Below are 15,244 nucleotides of genomic sequence, written 5' to 3'. Positions count from 1 at the left end.
AGTCGGAGACATGCAACTCGGAGTCGTCGGACTCGGGCGGATGGGACGGATCGTCGTCGACCGCGTACTCGACGCGGGCCACGACGTCGTGGCGTTCGACATCGACGAGGAGTCGGTGGCCGCGGCCGCGGACGCCGGGGCCGAACCCGCGGATTCGATCCCCGACCTCGCGAAGCGACTGGGTGACGACAAGCGGATCTGGCTGATGGTGCCCGCGGGCGACGCGGTTGACGCCGCGCTGGAGGAACTGGAGCCACACCTCGGCAGCGACGATATCGTCGTCGACGGCGGCAACTCCCACTTCGAGGACTCGGTCCGGCGGGCGGAGTCGACCGACGCGGCCTACCTCGACTGCGGGACGAGCGGCGGCCCCGCGGGCGCCGACCTCGGCTTCTCGCTGATGGTCGGCGGCCCGGAGGCCGCCTACGAGGAACTGACGCCGGTGTTCGACGCGGTGGCGACGGGACCGGGCGGCCACGACCGGATGGGGGTGGCGGGGTCGGGCCACTACGTGAAGATGGTGCACAACGGCGTCGAGTACGCGCTCATGCAGGCCTACGGCGAGGGGTTCGAACTCCTCCACGAGGGGCAGTACGACCTCGACCTCGAAGCAGTGGCGCGGACGTGGAACAACGGCGCCGTGATCCGGTCGTGGCTGCTCGAACTCTGCGAGGAGGCGTTCCGCGAGGAGGGGTCGGATCTGGGCGACGTGGCCGACCACGTCGCCGGCGGGTCGACGGGGACGTGGACGGTCCAGGAGGCGCTGGCACAGGAGGTGCCGGTGCCGCTGATCCACCAGGCGCTCGCCGAGCGGTTCGGCTCGCGTCGGGAGCGGTTCTCGCGACGGCTCGCAAACCGCCTGCGCTACGGGTTCGGTCGCCACGAGGTCGCTCGGCGGGAGTAGAGCGAAGTCAGTTACTCTCCCCGCCGAACCCGGACGGTGGCCACGGCGCCCGTCGAACGCGAGCGACCGTTTCAGCCACTGGGGTCGGACGGCGGTATCAGTAGCCGGCCCCTCCCTCGAAGCATCGACCGCATTTGTCGGCGTCGTGTTCGGCGACCGCCCGCTTGACCGGAATCGTTCGCAGTCGATCCGGTTCGAGGTGGTACGTGGCACCACAGACCGTGTGGAGGTCCGGTGCGCCGGTTTCGTGCTTGTGAACCGTTTTGGTGTGTTCGTTCAAGACCCCATACGTGTCGGTGTATGCACTACACCCGTAACAAAATGTCACGTGACCCGGGAAATCACAAATGACGGCGAGGGGTGTGGACGGGGAGACGACGTGACTCGAACGGGATCGGCGGACAGCTGCCGCATTCGTCACGGCGCGACAATCACAATCCCCTTAACCCCCGCATCCAAACCGTGGATCATGGTCGAGGTTAATCTGGTGGGACTGAGCATCGGGGCACTCCTGACGCTCACCGCCGTCGCGCTCCATCTATCGAAGGGGACGGGATGGACGCCCACCACCGACATCAGCCAAGAAGTACTCGAACGCCGGGCCGAGTCGGTGCCCGAGACGGACTTCCCGGAGCCGATGAACCGCGCCATCGGCGCCGGCGGTGGTGGCGCCGTCGCGGCCGGCGCCGTCGCCGGCGACGAGGAGGGCGCCGAACTCGAAGGGGGTGCCGAGGCGGCCGAGGAGGCCGGCCCCTGGGACGTGTCCGACGACGAGGCCGAAGTCTTCGAAATCGAGTACGCCAAGGAGGGCGCGAGCATCGAGGTCAAGGAGAACGAGACGGTGCTCGAAGCCGGCGAGGACGAGGGGTGGGACCTGCCCTACGCCTGCCGGCAGGGCCAGTGTGTCTCCTGTGCCGGCCAGATCACCTCCGGGGGCAACTCCGAGGACTACGTCGTCCACGACGACCAGCAGATGCTCGACGACAACGAACTCGACGACGGCTACACGCTGACCTGCGTCGCCTACCCGAAGGCCGACTTCACCATCGAGACGGGCGAGGCGCCCTAATCTCGAAACTCGAAGCGCGCGCCGCCGCCGTCGGCCTCGACGGCGTCGACCGACCACCCGTGTTCTCTCGCGATTCGCTCGACGATGGCGAGCCCCAGCCCCGTCCCCTCGGACCCCGTCGTGTAGCCCGCCTCGAACACGTCGCCGTCGTCGGGAAGCCCCGGGCCGTCGTCCTCGACGTAGAAGCCGTCGGGGAGTGAGCCGACGGTGACGGTGACGTCGTCGTCGGCCTCGGGCGGAGGCGGAGTATCAGTGGAGCCGTGCTCCACACTATCACCGGCGCTTTCGCGCCGGTTGTTCGTGGAACCGTGTTCCACGCAATTCCGAAACAGGTTCTCGAGCAGTCGGCGGAGACGGGCTTCGTCAGCCCGGACGGTGGGGTCGCTCTCGACGACGAGCGCCGCGCCGTCCGTGTCGGCGGTCCGCCAACACGCCTCGGCGACCGCCGAGACGTCGACCGGCCGTCGGTCGGCGGCGTCCGCCGTCCGGGCCAGGGCCAACAGCTCCTCGATCAGGTCGAAAGCGCGGTCGAGCGACCGGGCGGCGCGGTCGAGGTCCTCGTCGTCGTAGCGCTCGCGGGCGAGTTCGAGCGAACCCTCGACGACCGTCAGGGGCGTGCGGAGGTCGTGGGAGACGACGCTCGCGAACTCCTCCAGCCGTTCGTTCTGGCGCTCCAGATCACGGGTGCGGTCGAGCAGCGTCAGCGCCGTCGCGGCGTTGGCCGCGAACACCTCCGCGAGGTGGCGATCCAGCCGGTCGAAGGTGCCGACCTCGGTGTCGCCGACGCTCAGGACGCCGTGGTCGCCGATGGGGACGAACATCGACGCGCGGGCGTTCGTGCGGTCGTAGCCGTCCTCGACCGCACGAACGTCGTCGTAGACCAGCGTTTCCCCCTCGTCGAAGGCGCGTCCGGCGGTGCCCTCGCCGACCCGGTAGACGGGGCGCTCGCCGAGTCGCCGCTCGGCCTCGTCGGTGATGGCGACCGGGTGGAGTTCGTCCCCGTCGACGAGTCTGACGAGGTTCATCGGGTAGCCGAGCACGTCCCGTACCGCGTCAGTGACGATGTCCGCCACCTGCGTGTGGGTTCCAGCCCGGAGCAGGTTGCGCGTGGCGTCGTGGAGCCGTTCGAGCGTCCGCTCGCGGCGCTTCTGGGCCGTGATGTCGACGTACAGCCCGATGGTGCCGATCACGTCGCCGGCCGCGTCGAGGCGGGGGCTCGCGCGAAAGAGGGTGTCGACGCGCTCCCCGTCGACGGCGACGAGCGTCCGCTCCTGCTGGCCGAACGTGCCCCGGCGCCCGCTGTCGAAGCCGTCGACGGCGCGGTCCATGGACTCGTCGGCGTAGATGTCCCAGACCGACCGGTCGAGCAGGTCGTCGCGTTCGTAGCCGAGCCGATCGAGAAAGCGATCGTTGCAGTCCTCGATGACCGGTTCGTCGTCGACGCTCCGGAAGACGACGTACATGACGGGCGCGTCCGCGAAGAGCTGGCGGTACTGGGCGCGTTCGGCGCGGAGGCGAGATTCGGTGCGATGGCGCTCGACGGTGGCGCGGACCCGGTGAGCGAGGAGGTCGGGTCCCGTCGCGCCGGCGACCCGGACGCAGTCGGTGACGCCCGCGTCGAGGGCGTCGCCGACGAGCGCGTCGGGGTCCGGACCGACCACGAGCACGAACGGGATGTCCTCGTAGAGGTCCCGAACCGCCTCGAAAAAGGCGAGGGCGCCCATCTCGGGGAGCGACGCCTCGCTCACGACGCAGTCGACCGACGTATCGGCGTCGAGGGTGGCGAGCGCGTCGCCCGCCGTCGTGGCCCGACGGACCGACAGCCGGTCGTCGGCGCGTGATAGCCCGTCGGCGTCGGTGCCGACGTACAGCGCGTCGACGGACGGATCGGAGGTCGGCTGGCACATGGAGTTCTCGAAAGGGCGGTCAGTCGGCCGTCGGCGTCGAGTCGCCGTCGTCGACCCTAACGGCACCGGTCTCGGCCCGGTCGGCGTCGGCGATGGCGTCCATCCCGTCGACCGCCAGGGCGACGAAGGCCGCCTTGCTGATCAGGTCGAGATAGGCGATCACGAGCATCGCCATGTCGCGGGTGAGGAGCCCGAGCCCGGACGGCGCCAGCACCCAGACGACGGGGTAGAGCGTCCACAGCGCGATGGTGAGGTTCCGGAGCGTAACGAAGAGGATGCGCGTCCGCTCGTTCGAGAACGTCGCCAGCCGTGGAATCCGGACGTAGAGATCGTAGACCAGCACGCCGAAGCAGACGACGCCGCCGGCGAAGACCGCCCAGCGGATCGGGCCGGTGAGGACGACGGCGATGCCGCCGAGCAGGAGGAGGACGACGTCGGCGACGACGAGTCGGAGGACCGACCCGCGGCCGGTTCGGCCGAGCATCGCGAGAAAGAGCAGGATGAGCGGCGTCGTGATCAGCCAGTCGACGTACCGCGGGATCGAGACGACGCGTCCCGAGGCGGTGATCGTCCCGACGTCGAACGCCATGAGGGCGTAGGCGACGGTGGCGACGCCGGTCACGCCCGCGAGCGCGAGGTAGTGGGTTCGGCGGGCGGGGTCGTTGCGCAGCCCCCAGAGCGGGGGAATCGTTCCGAGCGCCATGCCGATGGCACCGACCGCTGCCCACGTCGTTGCCGTGCTGATCATCTGTATCCCTCCGTATCGCGGCCGCCGTCACCCAGCGCGTCGGCCCGCTGACGGGCGGCCGGGGTCGGCGAGTCGGTCGCGCCGACGTCGAAGTCGGCGAGCTGTTCGCGGAGACGGGCGGCCCGGCGGGTGAGTTCGTCCGCCGCGTCGTCCACCTCGGCGATGGTCCGCTCCTGTCGGTCCGCCGTCTCGGTCACGTCGGTGGCTTGCTCGGCGGTCTGCTTGCTGATCGCCGCCACCTCGTCTAAGCTCTCGACCACGCGCTCGGTGGAGTCGGCCTGGCCGTCGGTGGCGTCGGCGATGCCTTGGATGCTGGAGTCGATCTCCTCGACGTAGTCGGCGATCTGTTCGAGCGCGTCGATGGCTCCCTCGACGGTCTCGACGCCCTCGGCGACGCGCTGTCCGGTCTCCTGAGTTCCCTCGACGACCTGTTCGGTCCGCTCACGGACCGACTCGATCCGGGCTTCGATCTCGCTCGCGGACTCTTTGGTCTCCTCGGCGAGGTTCTTCACCTCGTCGGCGACGACGGCGAAGCCGTCGGCGTCGCCCGCGTCGCCGTTGGCGTGGGCAGCCTCGATGGAGGCGTTGAGGGCGAGCAGATTGGTCTGCTCGGCGATGTCGGAGATGACGTCGACGATTTCGCCGATTTCGGCCATCTCGTCTTTGAGTGCCTCGACTTCCTCCTGGGTGTGTTCGGTCGTCTCCTCGATGCCGTCGAGTTCCTCGACCGCCGCCTCGGCGGCGGCGCGGCCGTCGGCGCCGGCGTCGGCGGCGCGTTCGGAGGTGTCGGCGACGGTGTCGACGGTCGCCGCAATCTCCTCGGCGCTAGCCGAGAGGTCGTTCACCTCGCCGGTCATGTCCTGGAGGCTCTCGGTCTGCGTGCGGGCACCGTCGGCGATCTCCGCGACGGATTCGTTCATCTCCTCGCCCGCGGTCATCACGTCGGTGGCGTTGCGGTCGACCGCCTCGGCCGCGTTCGCCACCTCCGACCCGAAGGCCTTCACGTCCTCGATGGTCGACTCGATGGCCGACACCATGTCGTTGAACGCGACGCCGACGGTCGCCATCGCACCACCCGCGTCGTCCACGTCGATCCGCCGGGTGAGGTCGCCGTCGGCCACGTCCTGCATCACCTCGCCGTACGCCTCGGCGGTGGCTTCGAGGCGCTCGTTGGTCCGCGTGGCCTCGGCGCGGGCCGCCTCGGCTTCGGCGCGGGCCTCCTCCGCCTCGGCACGGGCGGATTCGGCCTCCGAGAGCGCCTCCTCGGCCTCGGTGATGCGTTCACGGAGGGAATCCCGCATCGCGTCGAACGCCCGGTAGAGGCCCCCGATTTCGTCGGTACGGCCGGTCGTCAGATCCACGTCGAGGTCGCCGTCGGCCATCGCCTCGGCCTTCCCGGAGAGGCGGCGCAGGGAGAGCGTCGTCCGGCTTCCGATCGTGACGCCGATCAGCGCGAGGCTGACGACGGAGACGAGTATGAGGCCGACGATGCCGGAGACGACCGCACGCTGGACGGCGAAGGCCGCCGACGCGGGCTGTGAGACCACGACCGCCCAGTCGGTCGTCTCCATCGGCGCCGCCGCGACGGCCTCACCGTCGGTCTGCTGGAAGGTCGCCCCCTCGAACGCCGAGGCAGGGACGACCGTCTCGGTCCCGTCGACCGTCGAGCCGATCAGGTCCGCGTTCGGATGGGCGATGAGCGTGCCGTCGGCGCCGACGACGACCGTCTCGCTCTCGCCCTCGGTCCCGGCGAAGGCGCCGACCTGTCGTTCGAAGTTGACCATGTAGACGAGCAGTCGGTCGCTCCGGCCGTCGACCGGCGTCGCGACGGCGACGGTCGTGAAGTCGACGACCGACGGACGGAAGGGATCGGTGACGAGGACGTCGCTCGCCCCCGAGAAGGAGACGCGCTCCTGGGCGAAGGGAGCGCCCTGTGCGCGGGCGTCGACGCCCACGAGGTCCGGGTCGGAACTCGTGACGATTTCGCCGGTGTCGGCGTCGACGTAGTGGGTGGCGACGACGCCGGGCGGCGCCCGGTCGTCGCTCGCCAGTTCGTCGAGATACGCCGTGACCGCCGCCCGGTCGTCGCTGCGGAGCGCCGGATGGTCCGACGCGACGCGGGCTTGCGTCGTCACACCCGTCAACCAAGTGTCGAGACGGTCGGCCCGCTGATCCGCCGTCCCGATCATGTGACTCTCGACGTCGTCGCGTAGCTGTGTGGACGCGTCGGCGCTCACGACGGTCCCGACCCCGACGGTCAACAGCAGGACCGCGGTAAACGCCACCGCGAGTTTGAGTCCGTACCGCTCCCGGATGCGGTTCAGAAAGGGAATACCCATGCCTGGTGCCGATTTTTGTCCACCATTTAATAATCGCATCCCCCCAAGTATAGTGACTGATAATCAGGAACGGCGGTCGGGGCGGCAGCCGTGGCCGGTCGTTCAGTCGGCGGTGGTCGTCACCTCGGCGTCGGCGTCGGTCGGGGTCCGACCGATGCGTGCGCGCAACGCGGGAACGACGGTCCGGTCGAGGGCGAGCGGTCCGCTGCCGGTGATCAGGAGGGCGGAGGTGAGGCCGAAGAGAGTGACGTGGGCGAGCACCGGATCGTCGGGGAGGCCAAAGAGGGTGGTGGTGAGAATGAGGAAGCCGGCGCCCGCGGCGCTCCGGGTGAACAGGCCGGTCAGGATGAGCAAGCCGACGGCGAGTTCGCCCAGCCCCGCGCCGAACACCCACATCTCGGGAGCGACGGGGGCGACCGCAGTGAGGTCGTACTTCTCGACGACCTGGAGTGCCCGGCCGGGGTCGAGCCACTTCTCGGTCACGCCGAGGTAGGCGAAGTTGAGGCCGAGGAAGACCCGGATGAGGAGGGGGGCGACGGATTTCTCGATGCCGAGTCCGGAGAGGAGGTCCGAGACGGTCGTCATACCCCGGAAGCGGCTCATGATCGTTCCGTCGGTGAGCACCAGTCGCCGGAACAGGAGGTCGGCGCTCGGCTGTCCTGGGCCGACGACGAGGATGCCGAGGAACCCGGCGACGTACTCCGAACTGAGCAGGAGCGTCGGGAAATGCGTCGCCAGCCCGACGGCGTAGGTGAGCAGGCCGGCGAGCGCCGCCAGCCGCGTCGCCAGGCCGAACAGGAGGAGGAAGGCGAGGGTGATCTGGACGAGACGCGCCTCGACGCTCACGACGGGCGAGAAGAAGTAGCCGCCGAAGCCGGCGCCCATCAGGGGCAACCCGGTCGCGAGGCGCAACAGCCAGCCCAGATACGGCTGATAGGAGCGCAGCGTCCGCCGGGTCACCGTCACGTCCGCGAGGTGGTCGCCGTAGCGGAGCCACCCGAGCGTCGCGACGGTCACGCCCGTCCCGCCAGCGGCGAGGAGGGCGAGGTTGAGAGGGTCCGAGAGCACGGTGACGAGGAAGTCGACGACGCCGGGGCCGGAACCGTCGCCTTCGGTCACGTAGTCGACGTGGGCCACGACGGGCGTCGACACGACGACGACCCCGACGAGCGCCCCCACCGTGGCACCATACAACCGTTCAAGGTTCATTATTTCGAATGAGGTAATCGCCGATATTAAAAACTCGCCAGAGGTATCCCGAGCAAAATGTTTAATAATCTATAATGTCAATGGTGATGTCATTACGTCACATGTCACCTCGTGTCGTACCCGTGCGGGTGCTTCTCCAGCCCTCGCTCGTTCCGCGAGGGGCACGCTCGGAGATTTTTCGGGAGATTTACGTCGTCTTTCTGATTCTCGGGACGCTCGTCGGCGTCGTCGTCATCGCGTACATGCTGCACAAGGCGTACCGGTATCGGGCGGCGGCGGAGCGGGCCGACGACCGTGACCGACCACAGGTCGGCGAGCTACCGACCGGCGGCGGCGGCGGCCGGAAGCTGTTCGTCTCCCTCGCGCTCAGCGCCGTCATCGTCGTCTCGCTGATCACGTGGACCTACTTCACGCTCCTCTACGTGGAGGACCCGGAACCGGTGGCAGAGGAGGAGCCGCTGGAGATTCGGGTCGTCGGCCACCAGTTCTATTGGGAGTTCATATATCCCGACGGTCGGTCGGTGCAGGGGACGCTCCGCGTCCCGGAGGACCGGCGCGTGCGGTTGCAGGTGACCTCCGCGGACGTATTCCACAACTTCGGGGTGCCGGAGCTTCGCGCGAAGGCCGACGCTATCCCCGGCCAGCGGACCGAGACGTGGTTCGTCGCCGAGGAGACGGGGACGTATCAGGCACACTGTTACGAACTCTGTGGCGCCGCCCACTCCTACATGGACGCCACGGTGCGGGTGATGGAGCCAGACGCCTACCGGCAGTGGTACGCGAACGGGAGCGATGACACGACCGGTGCGAACGCGACGGTCGAGGGGAACGCGAGTGCAGTGGCGAGCGGTCGAATCAACCCGTGACACCCATGTCAGAATCCGACACCGACACGACTGCGAACGCGCGATCCGACGGGGGCGTGGTCCACGACGAGGTGAGCGAGGATCACTCTTTCCCGCCGAAAGAGTCGCTCAAGCGCTGGTTCGTCACGACGAATCACAAGGACGTCGGCATCCTCTATCTCGTCACGTCGCTGCTCTTTCTCGTGATGGGTGGCGTCCTCGCACTGCTAATGCGGGCGCAGTTGTGGGTGCCACGTGCGCCGGGAACCGGCCCACTCTCCGCGCTCGCGTACAATCAGGCCGTCTCCGTCCACGGACTGGTGATGGTGTTCTGGTTCCTCTCGCCTTTCGCCTTCGGCTTCGCGAACTACGTCGTCCCGCTCCAGATCGGGGCGAAGGACCTGGCCTTCCCGCGGCTGAACGCGCTGAGTTACTGGCTCTACCTCGCCTCCGGCATCCTCCTCGGCGTCTCCTTCTTCCAGGGCGGGTCGTTCGCCGGCGGGTGGACGATGTACGCGCCGCTGAACCTGCCGACGTTCACCCCCAGCGTCGGCGGCAGTGCGGCCATCCTCGCACTCACGCTCTTCGTCGTCTCGGTGACCGTCGGGTCGGTGAACTTCCTGACGACGATTCACCGCATGCGAGCCGAGGGGCTGACGCTCCGGCGCCTCCCGCTCTTTACCTGGACCATCCTGCTGACGGTCTGGATGATGCTGTTCGCCTTCGCCGCGCTCCTGGCCGCCCTCCTGATCCTCTCGTCGGATCGACTCCTCGGGACGACGTACTTCGCGACGGAGGCGGCGAACGGGTCGCTCCTGTGGACGCATCTGTTCTGGTTTTTCGGCCACCCGGAGGTCTACATCGTGTTCTTCCCGGCGGTGGGCGTGATGGCCGAGACGTTCCAGACGTTCACGGGGCGACGGCTCGTCGGTCGCAAGTGGTTCATCGCTGCCATGGTACTCGTCGCCCTCCAGAGCTTCATCGTCTGGATGCATCACATGTTCCTGACGAGCATCAACCTCCAGATCAAGACGCTCTTTATGGCGACCACCATCGGCATCTCGCTGCCCTTCGACCTGATGGTGTTCGCGCTCATCTACACCATGGTCAAGGGGCGCATCCGGTTCGAGACGCCCTTCCTCTTTTCCTTCGGCGGCCTGCTTCTCTTCATCGTCGGCGGCATCACCGGCGTCTTCCTCGGCGCCGTCGTCCTCGACTACGAGTTCCGGGGCACCTACTGGGTGGTCGCGCACTTCCACTACGTGATGGTCGGCGGGGTGACAGCCCTGATCGGCGGCCTCTACTACTGGTATCCGAAGATCACCGGCCGGATGTACGACGAGTTCCTCGGTAAGCTCCACTTCGCGGTGTATTTCGTCGGTTTCAACCTCCTCTACTTCCCGATGTTCGTCGCCTGGGAGACGCCACGGCGGGTGTTCGAGTACGAGACCGGGATGACGCCGTGGCACCAGCTCGCCACCGTCGGCGCCGTCGTCTTCGGCGCCTCCTTCCTGATCATGTTCTACAACCTGATCGTCTCGGCGTACGCGGGCGAGCGGGCGAGCGACAACCCGTGGGACTACTCGTCGACGGCGGAGTGGGCGGTGCCGTCGCCGCCGCCGCTGGAGAACTACCCGGGGCTGCCGAGCTACGGCGACGGAAGCCTGCGATTCCGGAGCGAGGGCGCCGGCGGCGGGGTGACCGACGGCGGCACCGCCCGCGCGACGGCCCACGGTCACGACGACGGCCCGAGCCACGCGAGCATCTGGCCGTTCGGGGTCGGCGTCGCGGCGCTGCTCCTCTTTTTCGGCCTCTCGGGGATTCAGGGTGGCGAGGTGCCGGCAGGGACGGCCGGCTACGTCTACGCGGCCGCGACGGGCGTCGGCCTCGCCGCCACGCTCGCGACGCTCGTCGGGATGGCCCGCGAGCGGTTCCACGGACCGAGCGGCCCGTTCGGCGAGAGCTGGCCGTTCGGCGGCGTCGACAACGTCAAGACGGGGATCTGGATATTCCTCGCGTCGGACGTGGTGCTCTTTGGCGCCTTCATCGGCGCCTACGTCTTCCTCCGGTTCTCGATGGGGTGGACGGGGTGGGAGCCGATTCCGGAGAACGTCACGCCCGGACTGATCAACACGTATCTCCTGTTGACGAGCAGTTTCGCCGTCGTGCTCGCGCTGGAGGCCGCCGAACGCGGGAGTCGCCACGGCGTCGTCGCCAGCCTGGTGACGACGCTCGTCCTCGGCGTCGGGTTCCTCGGGAACAAGGCCATCGAGTGGAGTCACCTGTTCCACGAGGGGATCGGTCTCGCGTCGAACGTCCGCGCGTCGACGTTCTTCCTGACCACCGGGCTGCACGCCGCACACGTCATCACCGGCCTCGTGATCGTGGCCTACATGATCCCGCGGGCGTGGCGGGGGGCGTACCTCGACGACGACGCGCCGATCGAGGGGTTCGGGTTGTACTGGCACTTCGTCGACATCGTGTGGCTGTTCCTGTTCCCCCTGTTTTACATCCTATGACCCGACTCAAACTCTACACCGCGATTTACGTCGTCCTGTTCGTCTCGGCGACCGTACAGGTGCTCGTCGAGGGCGCAGACCTGTCCTACGGGCGGGCGCTGGGGATCATCATGGTCCTATCGTTCGTGAAGGCGGTCATCGTCGCGGGCTACTACCAGCACCTCCGGTGGGAGCCACGGTCGCTCACGTATCTCGTCGGGATGGGACTGCTCGCGGCGCTCGCGTTGACCGTCGCCGCGACGTACTCGGTCACCTGACCCCGTGCTCTCCCCACTCGCCGTCGTCGCGCTGGTCGGCATCCCCCTCGCACAGCTCCCGCTGGTGGCGTATCTCTCGCGCCACGTCGAACTCGACGGCGACGAACCGCGCCCGTCGCCGGGACGGGGGTACGTGACCTACGGCACCGCCGGCGTGCGGCCCACGGCGCGCGAGCGCGAACCGGTCTGTCCCCACTGTGGAACCCCCGTCGACGACGCGTACGACTACTGCGGGCGCTGTGCCGGGCGGCTCCCGCCACGGCGGGTGCGCCGATGACGAGCATCCGGGAGCGTGCGGGGTGGGCGGTGTTGTTCGGCCTGCCGATGGGCGTCGGAATCGGGGTGGCGACGGCCCGCACCGCGGGGACGGGGCTCGCCGATCCGCTCGTCGTCGTCGCCGGCGGAGTGGCCGGCGTCGGCGTGGCCGCCTTCGTGTTCGGGGCGAGCCTGACCGGCTCGCGACGTCCGGAGTAGCGTGGGCACCGTTCCTTTATTCCGCTCGGCCGCGTACTGTGCTAGCATGGTACAGTCAGCGGCCGCGTACGCGGGCGTGCTCGTCCTGCTGACCGTCGGCGTCGCCGCGTTGCTCGCGGGCGAGTTCTTCGACGGCGTCGGGTATCTGATCCCCGCGGGCGGCGTCCTCGCCCTCCTCGCCGTGGGGGGACTCACGGCCGCCATCGCGCGGGCGGGGACGCCGGCGACGGCCGAGGAGGGGTGAGGCCACCGCGTTACAGGACCCCGCCGCCCAGCGCGACCATGTACAGGAGGACGGTGACCGCGTAGAGGACGCCGAGCGCCGCCACGACCCGCAGATGAAAGTAAAAGAGGGTCTCGCGCTCGTCGTCGCGGGCGGCCTCGTAGGCGTCGCACTCGGCGGCCGAGCACGCGTCGGCGTGTCGGTCGCCGACGTGCAGGTCGCGGGCCTCGCGGGTGGCGAAGGGACGCCCGCAGTGCGGGCAGGCGGCGGCCACCGTCTCGTCGGCGCGGACGCGGGTCTCGGGGGGTGGCCACTCGCCCGCGTCCCGATGATCGGCGCCCGGGAGCATCCGTTCGTGATACGTCATCGTGTCACAAGAATGCCGGGGTAACGGTCGGCTGGCCGACGACCCACGCGCCCGTCATGGTGTAGCCGACCATGACGACGACGAACGGATACTGGCTCCGGATGGGGCGGAGCACGCCCGGGAAGAGGTCCATCGCGAGCGCGTGGGCCACCCACACGGCGAGGAGGTGGCCGACGACGACGAAGCCGAGTTGGAGCGTACCGAACCACGGCGGCAAGACGGCGACCCGAGCGGCGCCGGCGCCGAACGGATCGACGAGGGCCGCCACCAGCGCCGGCGACAGCGTGAGGGCGTAGCCGAGGAAGTGAGCGACGTGGTAGCCGGCGGCGATGGGGAGCAGCGACGGGGCGAGTCGCCGTTCGATGGCGGCGGGGGTCAGCAAGCTGTCGACCGTCGCCCGGGAGCGGTCGGCGGCGAGCCGATAGGCGACGAGGAAGGTGCCGAAGCCGACGAGGAGGGCGGCGAGGTAGAACGCCGCCACGACGACCTGTCCGGCGGGGCCGACGGGGACGACCGGCGAGAGGAGCGGGCGGGCGAACGCGTTCCACGCCGGCGTCGCCACGAGGCCGTCGAACGTCGTCACCCAGAGGAGCGCGACGACGAACGCCGTCGACCCGGGGGGCGCCGGCCGCGGCTCGGTGAGCGCGGCGCCGGGGAGCCGAAGCCGGAGGCCGCCGTCCGCCGACGCGGGCCGAATCGGGGCGACCCGACCGTAGAGCCGAAACACGCGCGAAATCGGATCGACGCGGTCGAACCACGGGTCGACGCCGTACCGGGCCGCGCCCGCGAGCGTGACCGCCGTGTAGGCGAGGACGAACGCGACGAGCGCCCGCGGGTTCGACGCGAGGGGGGTGACGACCTCTATCCACACCAGGGCGAGCAGGAAGCCGACGCTCGGCCACGCGCCGTAGCGTCGCGGGGGGCGGCGGCCGGCCGAGCCCGCACGGAGTCGGGCGAGCGTCCGCCAGGGATTCACCGCGGGCCAGGAGTTCGCGACGAGATACGTCGACATCGCGTAGCCCGCCCACCAGCCGACCCAGACCACGAGCACTCCGAGGTTCGCCGTCGGCGTCGGAGGACCGAGGGTGCCGGCGACGAGGACGACGACGAGGACGAGGAGCCCGGCCGCCGAGAGCGACGCCGCGACGGGACGGCGGAGGATAGCGGGCACGGGGAGGGAGACGCCGAAGGCGTTGACGGTACGGATGGCCTCGTGATCGGTCAGCAGGCTGACGAACAGGAAGGAGGCGCCGACGAGGACGCCGCCGGTGAGGACGGTGAGCCACGACGGCACGGGCGTCGCGGCGACGGCGTCGCTCAGCCCGCCGACGTGGAGGACGACCGGTTCGTGGGGGGCGATCATCGTGTGCGCGACGGCTCACGCGAGCAGGAGTCGGACCGCGACGACGCCGATCAGGACGGCGCCGAACAGCCACACGCTCAGTCCGACGGCGTGGGCCGTGGCGAGGCCACGAACGCGAGCCAGCGCGTAGATGCCCCACGAGAAGAAGCCGACCACCACGAGCGCGAACAGGAGAAAGAGCAATGTGAGGGGGTCGACGACGGTGGCGGCGCCGAGAGCGAGGAGCAAAACGACGACGATGGCGAGGCCGACGGCGTCGGTTCGGTCGTCGGTGCCAGCTACCTCCGCGTCGAGCGCCGGCACGCCGCGACCGGAGGGACGAGGGATCGCCTCACGCCGTCGGAGTCGAGCGACGCCCACGGCGGCGACGACGACGAGCAGTCCCGTCACGACGGAGACGAGCAGGAAGTCTTGGGCCACCATCGGTGTTCACCATGTGGTATTTATTATGAATTGACAAGAAAGTTCGGGTGGGGATCGCCTCAAACGTCGTGTTCCGGAATCCCGGTGAGTCGCTGCATGACGAGGCCGAGAACGGCGCCGTAAATCCAGTGTGATACCAGCGTGACGACGAGGAACGTCGCGTCGACGACCACGCCCGCGCCGGGCCAGAAGATGTAGACGAACGCGATCCAAAAGAGGGAGCTGATGGTGGCTCCGCGCAGGTAGCGTGGTTCACGGGGTGGGAGGAACGTCGCCGTGACGAGGAAAAAGAGCGGCAGGACGACGACGCCACCGGCGACGAAAAAGAGCAGTCCCAGCACCGCGTCCGCCTGCGAGATGACGAAGTCGGCGAAGCGCGCGAGCGAGTCGAGTCGGAAGACACCGAGGAGAATCGGAACGCCCGCGATCAGCGGCGACATCACGACGATGCCCGCGAGCCCGCCCACGAACGCGCTCGCGACGCTCCGCAGCGTCAGCGGTTCTCCGGACTCCCCGAGTGCCGGTTCTTCGACGGCCGCCGGCTGTCGCGATCCTTCACCCATAAATTCATAATTATCTTCCGTTCGGGAAAAATGT

At 68.9% G+C, this 15,244-nt stretch carries 17 protein-coding genes; 8 read left to right on the top strand and 9 right to left on the bottom strand.

Translation table 11 applies throughout. From position 1 onward, the window contains the following. Window positions 1-10: 10 nt before the first annotated feature. Complete coding sequence (gnd, locus tag DU484_RS03895; protein ID WP_114584885.1) at window positions 11-904, top strand: phosphogluconate dehydrogenase (NAD(+)-dependent, decarboxylating); 894 nt, start codon at window positions 11-13, stop codon at window positions 902-904. Window positions 905-1,001: 97 nt separating this feature from the next. Here gnd and DU484_RS03890 read toward each other — a convergent pair whose 3' ends face one another. Further along, entirely contained in the window at window positions 1,002-1,184 is a 183-nt protein-coding gene (locus tag DU484_RS03890; RefSeq protein ID WP_222844876.1) for a hypothetical protein, read from the bottom strand. Window positions 1,185-1,373: 189 nt separating this feature from the next. Between DU484_RS03890 and DU484_RS20595 the strand changes: the two genes are divergently transcribed. After that, entirely contained in the window at window positions 1,374-1,973 is a 600-nt protein-coding gene (locus DU484_RS20595; RefSeq protein ID WP_114584883.1) for a 2Fe-2S iron-sulfur cluster-binding protein, read from the top strand. Here the strand turns inward: DU484_RS20595 and DU484_RS03880 are convergent. From DU484_RS03880 to DU484_RS03865, 4 genes are all read right to left on the bottom strand, one after another. Beyond that, window positions 1,970-3,880, bottom strand: a complete 1,911-nt coding sequence (locus DU484_RS03880; RefSeq protein WP_114605158.1) for a hybrid sensor histidine kinase/response regulator — start codon at window positions 3,878-3,880, stop codon at window positions 1,970-1,972. The genes DU484_RS20595 and DU484_RS03880 overlap by 4 nt on opposite strands. A 19-nt stretch (window positions 3,881-3,899) precedes the next feature. Beyond that, entirely contained in the window at window positions 3,900-4,628 is a 729-nt protein-coding gene (locus tag DU484_RS03875; RefSeq protein WP_114584881.1) for a bacteriorhodopsin, read from the bottom strand. Then, window positions 4,625-6,967 carry a methyl-accepting chemotaxis protein gene (locus DU484_RS03870; RefSeq protein WP_187347760.1) on the bottom strand — a complete coding sequence of 781 codons (2,343 nt, stop codon included), beginning with the start codon at window positions 6,965-6,967 and terminating at the stop codon, window positions 4,625-4,627. The genes DU484_RS03875 and DU484_RS03870 overlap by 4 nt, the downstream gene beginning before the upstream one ends. Window positions 6,968-7,069: 102 nt before the next feature. After that, window positions 7,070-8,176 (bottom strand): DoxX family protein, encoded by a 1,107-nt coding sequence (locus DU484_RS03865; RefSeq protein WP_114605156.1) that lies wholly within the window; start codon window positions 8,174-8,176, stop codon window positions 7,070-7,072. Between the two features lie 101 nt (window positions 8,177-8,277). Here DU484_RS03865 and coxB point away from each other — a divergent pair, with 101 nt between their 5' ends. The 6 genes from coxB to DU484_RS03835 are packed head-to-tail and all read left to right on the top strand — an operon-like array spanning window position 8,278 to window position 12,515. Beyond that, on the top strand, window positions 8,278-9,042 hold the full coding sequence (coxB, locus tag DU484_RS03860) for a cytochrome c oxidase subunit II (RefSeq protein ID WP_114584878.1): 765 nt from the start codon (window positions 8,278-8,280) through the stop codon (window positions 9,040-9,042). A gap of 5 nt (window positions 9,043-9,047) precedes the next feature. Beyond that, complete coding sequence (locus DU484_RS03855; protein WP_114584877.1) at window positions 9,048-11,540, top strand: cbb3-type cytochrome c oxidase subunit I; 2,493 nt, start codon at window positions 9,048-9,050, stop codon at window positions 11,538-11,540. Next, window positions 11,537-11,797, top strand: a complete 261-nt coding sequence (locus tag DU484_RS03850) for a cytochrome C oxidase subunit IV family protein (protein WP_114584876.1) — start codon at window positions 11,537-11,539, stop codon at window positions 11,795-11,797. Before DU484_RS03855 ends, DU484_RS03850 begins: the two co-directional genes overlap by 4 nt. Before the next feature lie 4 nt (window positions 11,798-11,801). Continuing rightward, window positions 11,802-12,074 carry a zinc ribbon domain-containing protein gene (locus DU484_RS03845; protein ID WP_114584875.1) on the top strand — a complete coding sequence of 91 codons (273 nt, stop codon included), beginning with the start codon at window positions 11,802-11,804 and terminating at the stop codon, window positions 12,072-12,074. After that, window positions 12,071-12,271, top strand: coding sequence for a hypothetical protein (locus DU484_RS03840; RefSeq protein ID WP_114605155.1), 201 nt, complete (start codon window positions 12,071-12,073; stop codon window positions 12,269-12,271). Before DU484_RS03845 ends, DU484_RS03840 begins: the two co-directional genes overlap by 4 nt. 46 nt (window positions 12,272-12,317) lie before the next feature. Further along, entirely contained in the window at window positions 12,318-12,515 is a 198-nt protein-coding gene (locus tag DU484_RS03835; protein WP_114584873.1) for a hypothetical protein, read from the top strand. A gap of 10 nt (window positions 12,516-12,525) precedes the next feature. Here the strand turns inward: DU484_RS03835 and DU484_RS03830 are convergent, their stop codons facing one another. From DU484_RS03830 to DU484_RS03815, 4 genes are read right to left on the bottom strand one after another with little or no spacing between them, the layout of a single operon-like run. Next, a complete protein-coding gene (locus DU484_RS03830; RefSeq protein ID WP_316043101.1) occupies window positions 12,526-12,861 on the bottom strand; it encodes a DUF7410 domain-containing protein in 336 nt (111 codons plus the stop codon). A 4-nt stretch (window positions 12,862-12,865) separates the two neighbouring features. Next, on the bottom strand, window positions 12,866-14,224 hold the full coding sequence (locus tag DU484_RS03825; protein WP_114605154.1) for an NAD(P)/FAD-dependent oxidoreductase: 1,359 nt from the start codon (window positions 14,222-14,224) through the stop codon (window positions 12,866-12,868). 15 nt (window positions 14,225-14,239) lie between these two features. Beyond that, window positions 14,240-14,647 (bottom strand): hypothetical protein, encoded by a 408-nt coding sequence (locus tag DU484_RS03820; protein WP_114584871.1) that lies wholly within the window; start codon window positions 14,645-14,647, stop codon window positions 14,240-14,242. Window positions 14,648-14,706: 59 nt separating this feature from the next. Further along, window positions 14,707-15,210 (bottom strand): DUF6789 family protein, encoded by a 504-nt coding sequence (locus tag DU484_RS03815; RefSeq protein ID WP_114584870.1) that lies wholly within the window; start codon window positions 15,208-15,210, stop codon window positions 14,707-14,709. Between the last annotated feature and the right edge of the window lie 34 nt (window positions 15,211-15,244).

Source organism: Haloplanus rubicundus (assembly GCF_003342675.1).
In the GTDB taxonomy this organism is placed as follows: domain Archaea; phylum Halobacteriota; class Halobacteria; order Halobacteriales; family Haloferacaceae; genus Haloplanus; species Haloplanus rubicundus.
The sequence above is the reverse complement of the archived record's forward strand: the minus strand, read 5'-3'. Positions and strand labels throughout refer to the sequence as shown.

Coding starts and splice junctions, on each gene's coding strand:
- gnd (WP_114584885.1), top strand. CDS start 11: ATGCAACTCGGAGTCGTCGGACTCGGGCGGATGGGACGGATCGTCGTC.
- DU484_RS20595 (WP_114584883.1), top strand. CDS start 1,374: ATGGTCGAGGTTAATCTGGTGGGACTGAGCATCGGGGCACTCCTGACG.
- DU484_RS03880 (WP_114605158.1), bottom strand. CDS start 3,880: ATGTGCCAGCCGACCTCCGATCCGTCCGTCGACGCGCTGTACGTCGGC.
- DU484_RS03875 (WP_114584881.1), bottom strand. CDS start 4,628: ATGATCAGCACGGCAACGACGTGGGCAGCGGTCGGTGCCATCGGCATG.
- DU484_RS03870 (WP_187347760.1), bottom strand. CDS start 6,967: ATGGGTATTCCCTTTCTGAACCGCATCCGGGAGCGGTACGGACTCAAA.
- DU484_RS03865 (WP_114605156.1), bottom strand. CDS start 8,176: ATGAACCTTGAACGGTTGTATGGTGCCACGGTGGGGGCGCTCGTCGGG.
- coxB (WP_114584878.1), top strand. CDS start 8,278: ATGTCACCTCGTGTCGTACCCGTGCGGGTGCTTCTCCAGCCCTCGCTC.
- DU484_RS03855 (WP_114584877.1), top strand. CDS start 9,048: ATGTCAGAATCCGACACCGACACGACTGCGAACGCGCGATCCGACGGG.
- DU484_RS03850 (WP_114584876.1), top strand. CDS start 11,537: ATGACCCGACTCAAACTCTACACCGCGATTTACGTCGTCCTGTTCGTC.
- DU484_RS03840 (WP_114605155.1), top strand. CDS start 12,071: ATGACGAGCATCCGGGAGCGTGCGGGGTGGGCGGTGTTGTTCGGCCTG.
- DU484_RS03835 (WP_114584873.1), top strand. CDS start 12,318: ATGGTACAGTCAGCGGCCGCGTACGCGGGCGTGCTCGTCCTGCTGACC.
- DU484_RS03830 (WP_316043101.1), bottom strand. CDS start 12,861: ATGACGTATCACGAACGGATGCTCCCGGGCGCCGATCATCGGGACGCG.
- DU484_RS03825 (WP_114605154.1), bottom strand. CDS start 14,224: ATGATCGCCCCCCACGAACCGGTCGTCCTCCACGTCGGCGGGCTGAGC.
- DU484_RS03820 (WP_114584871.1), bottom strand. CDS start 14,647: ATGGTGGCCCAAGACTTCCTGCTCGTCTCCGTCGTGACGGGACTGCTC.
- DU484_RS03815 (WP_114584870.1), bottom strand. CDS start 15,210: ATGGGTGAAGGATCGCGACAGCCGGCGGCCGTCGAAGAACCGGCACTC.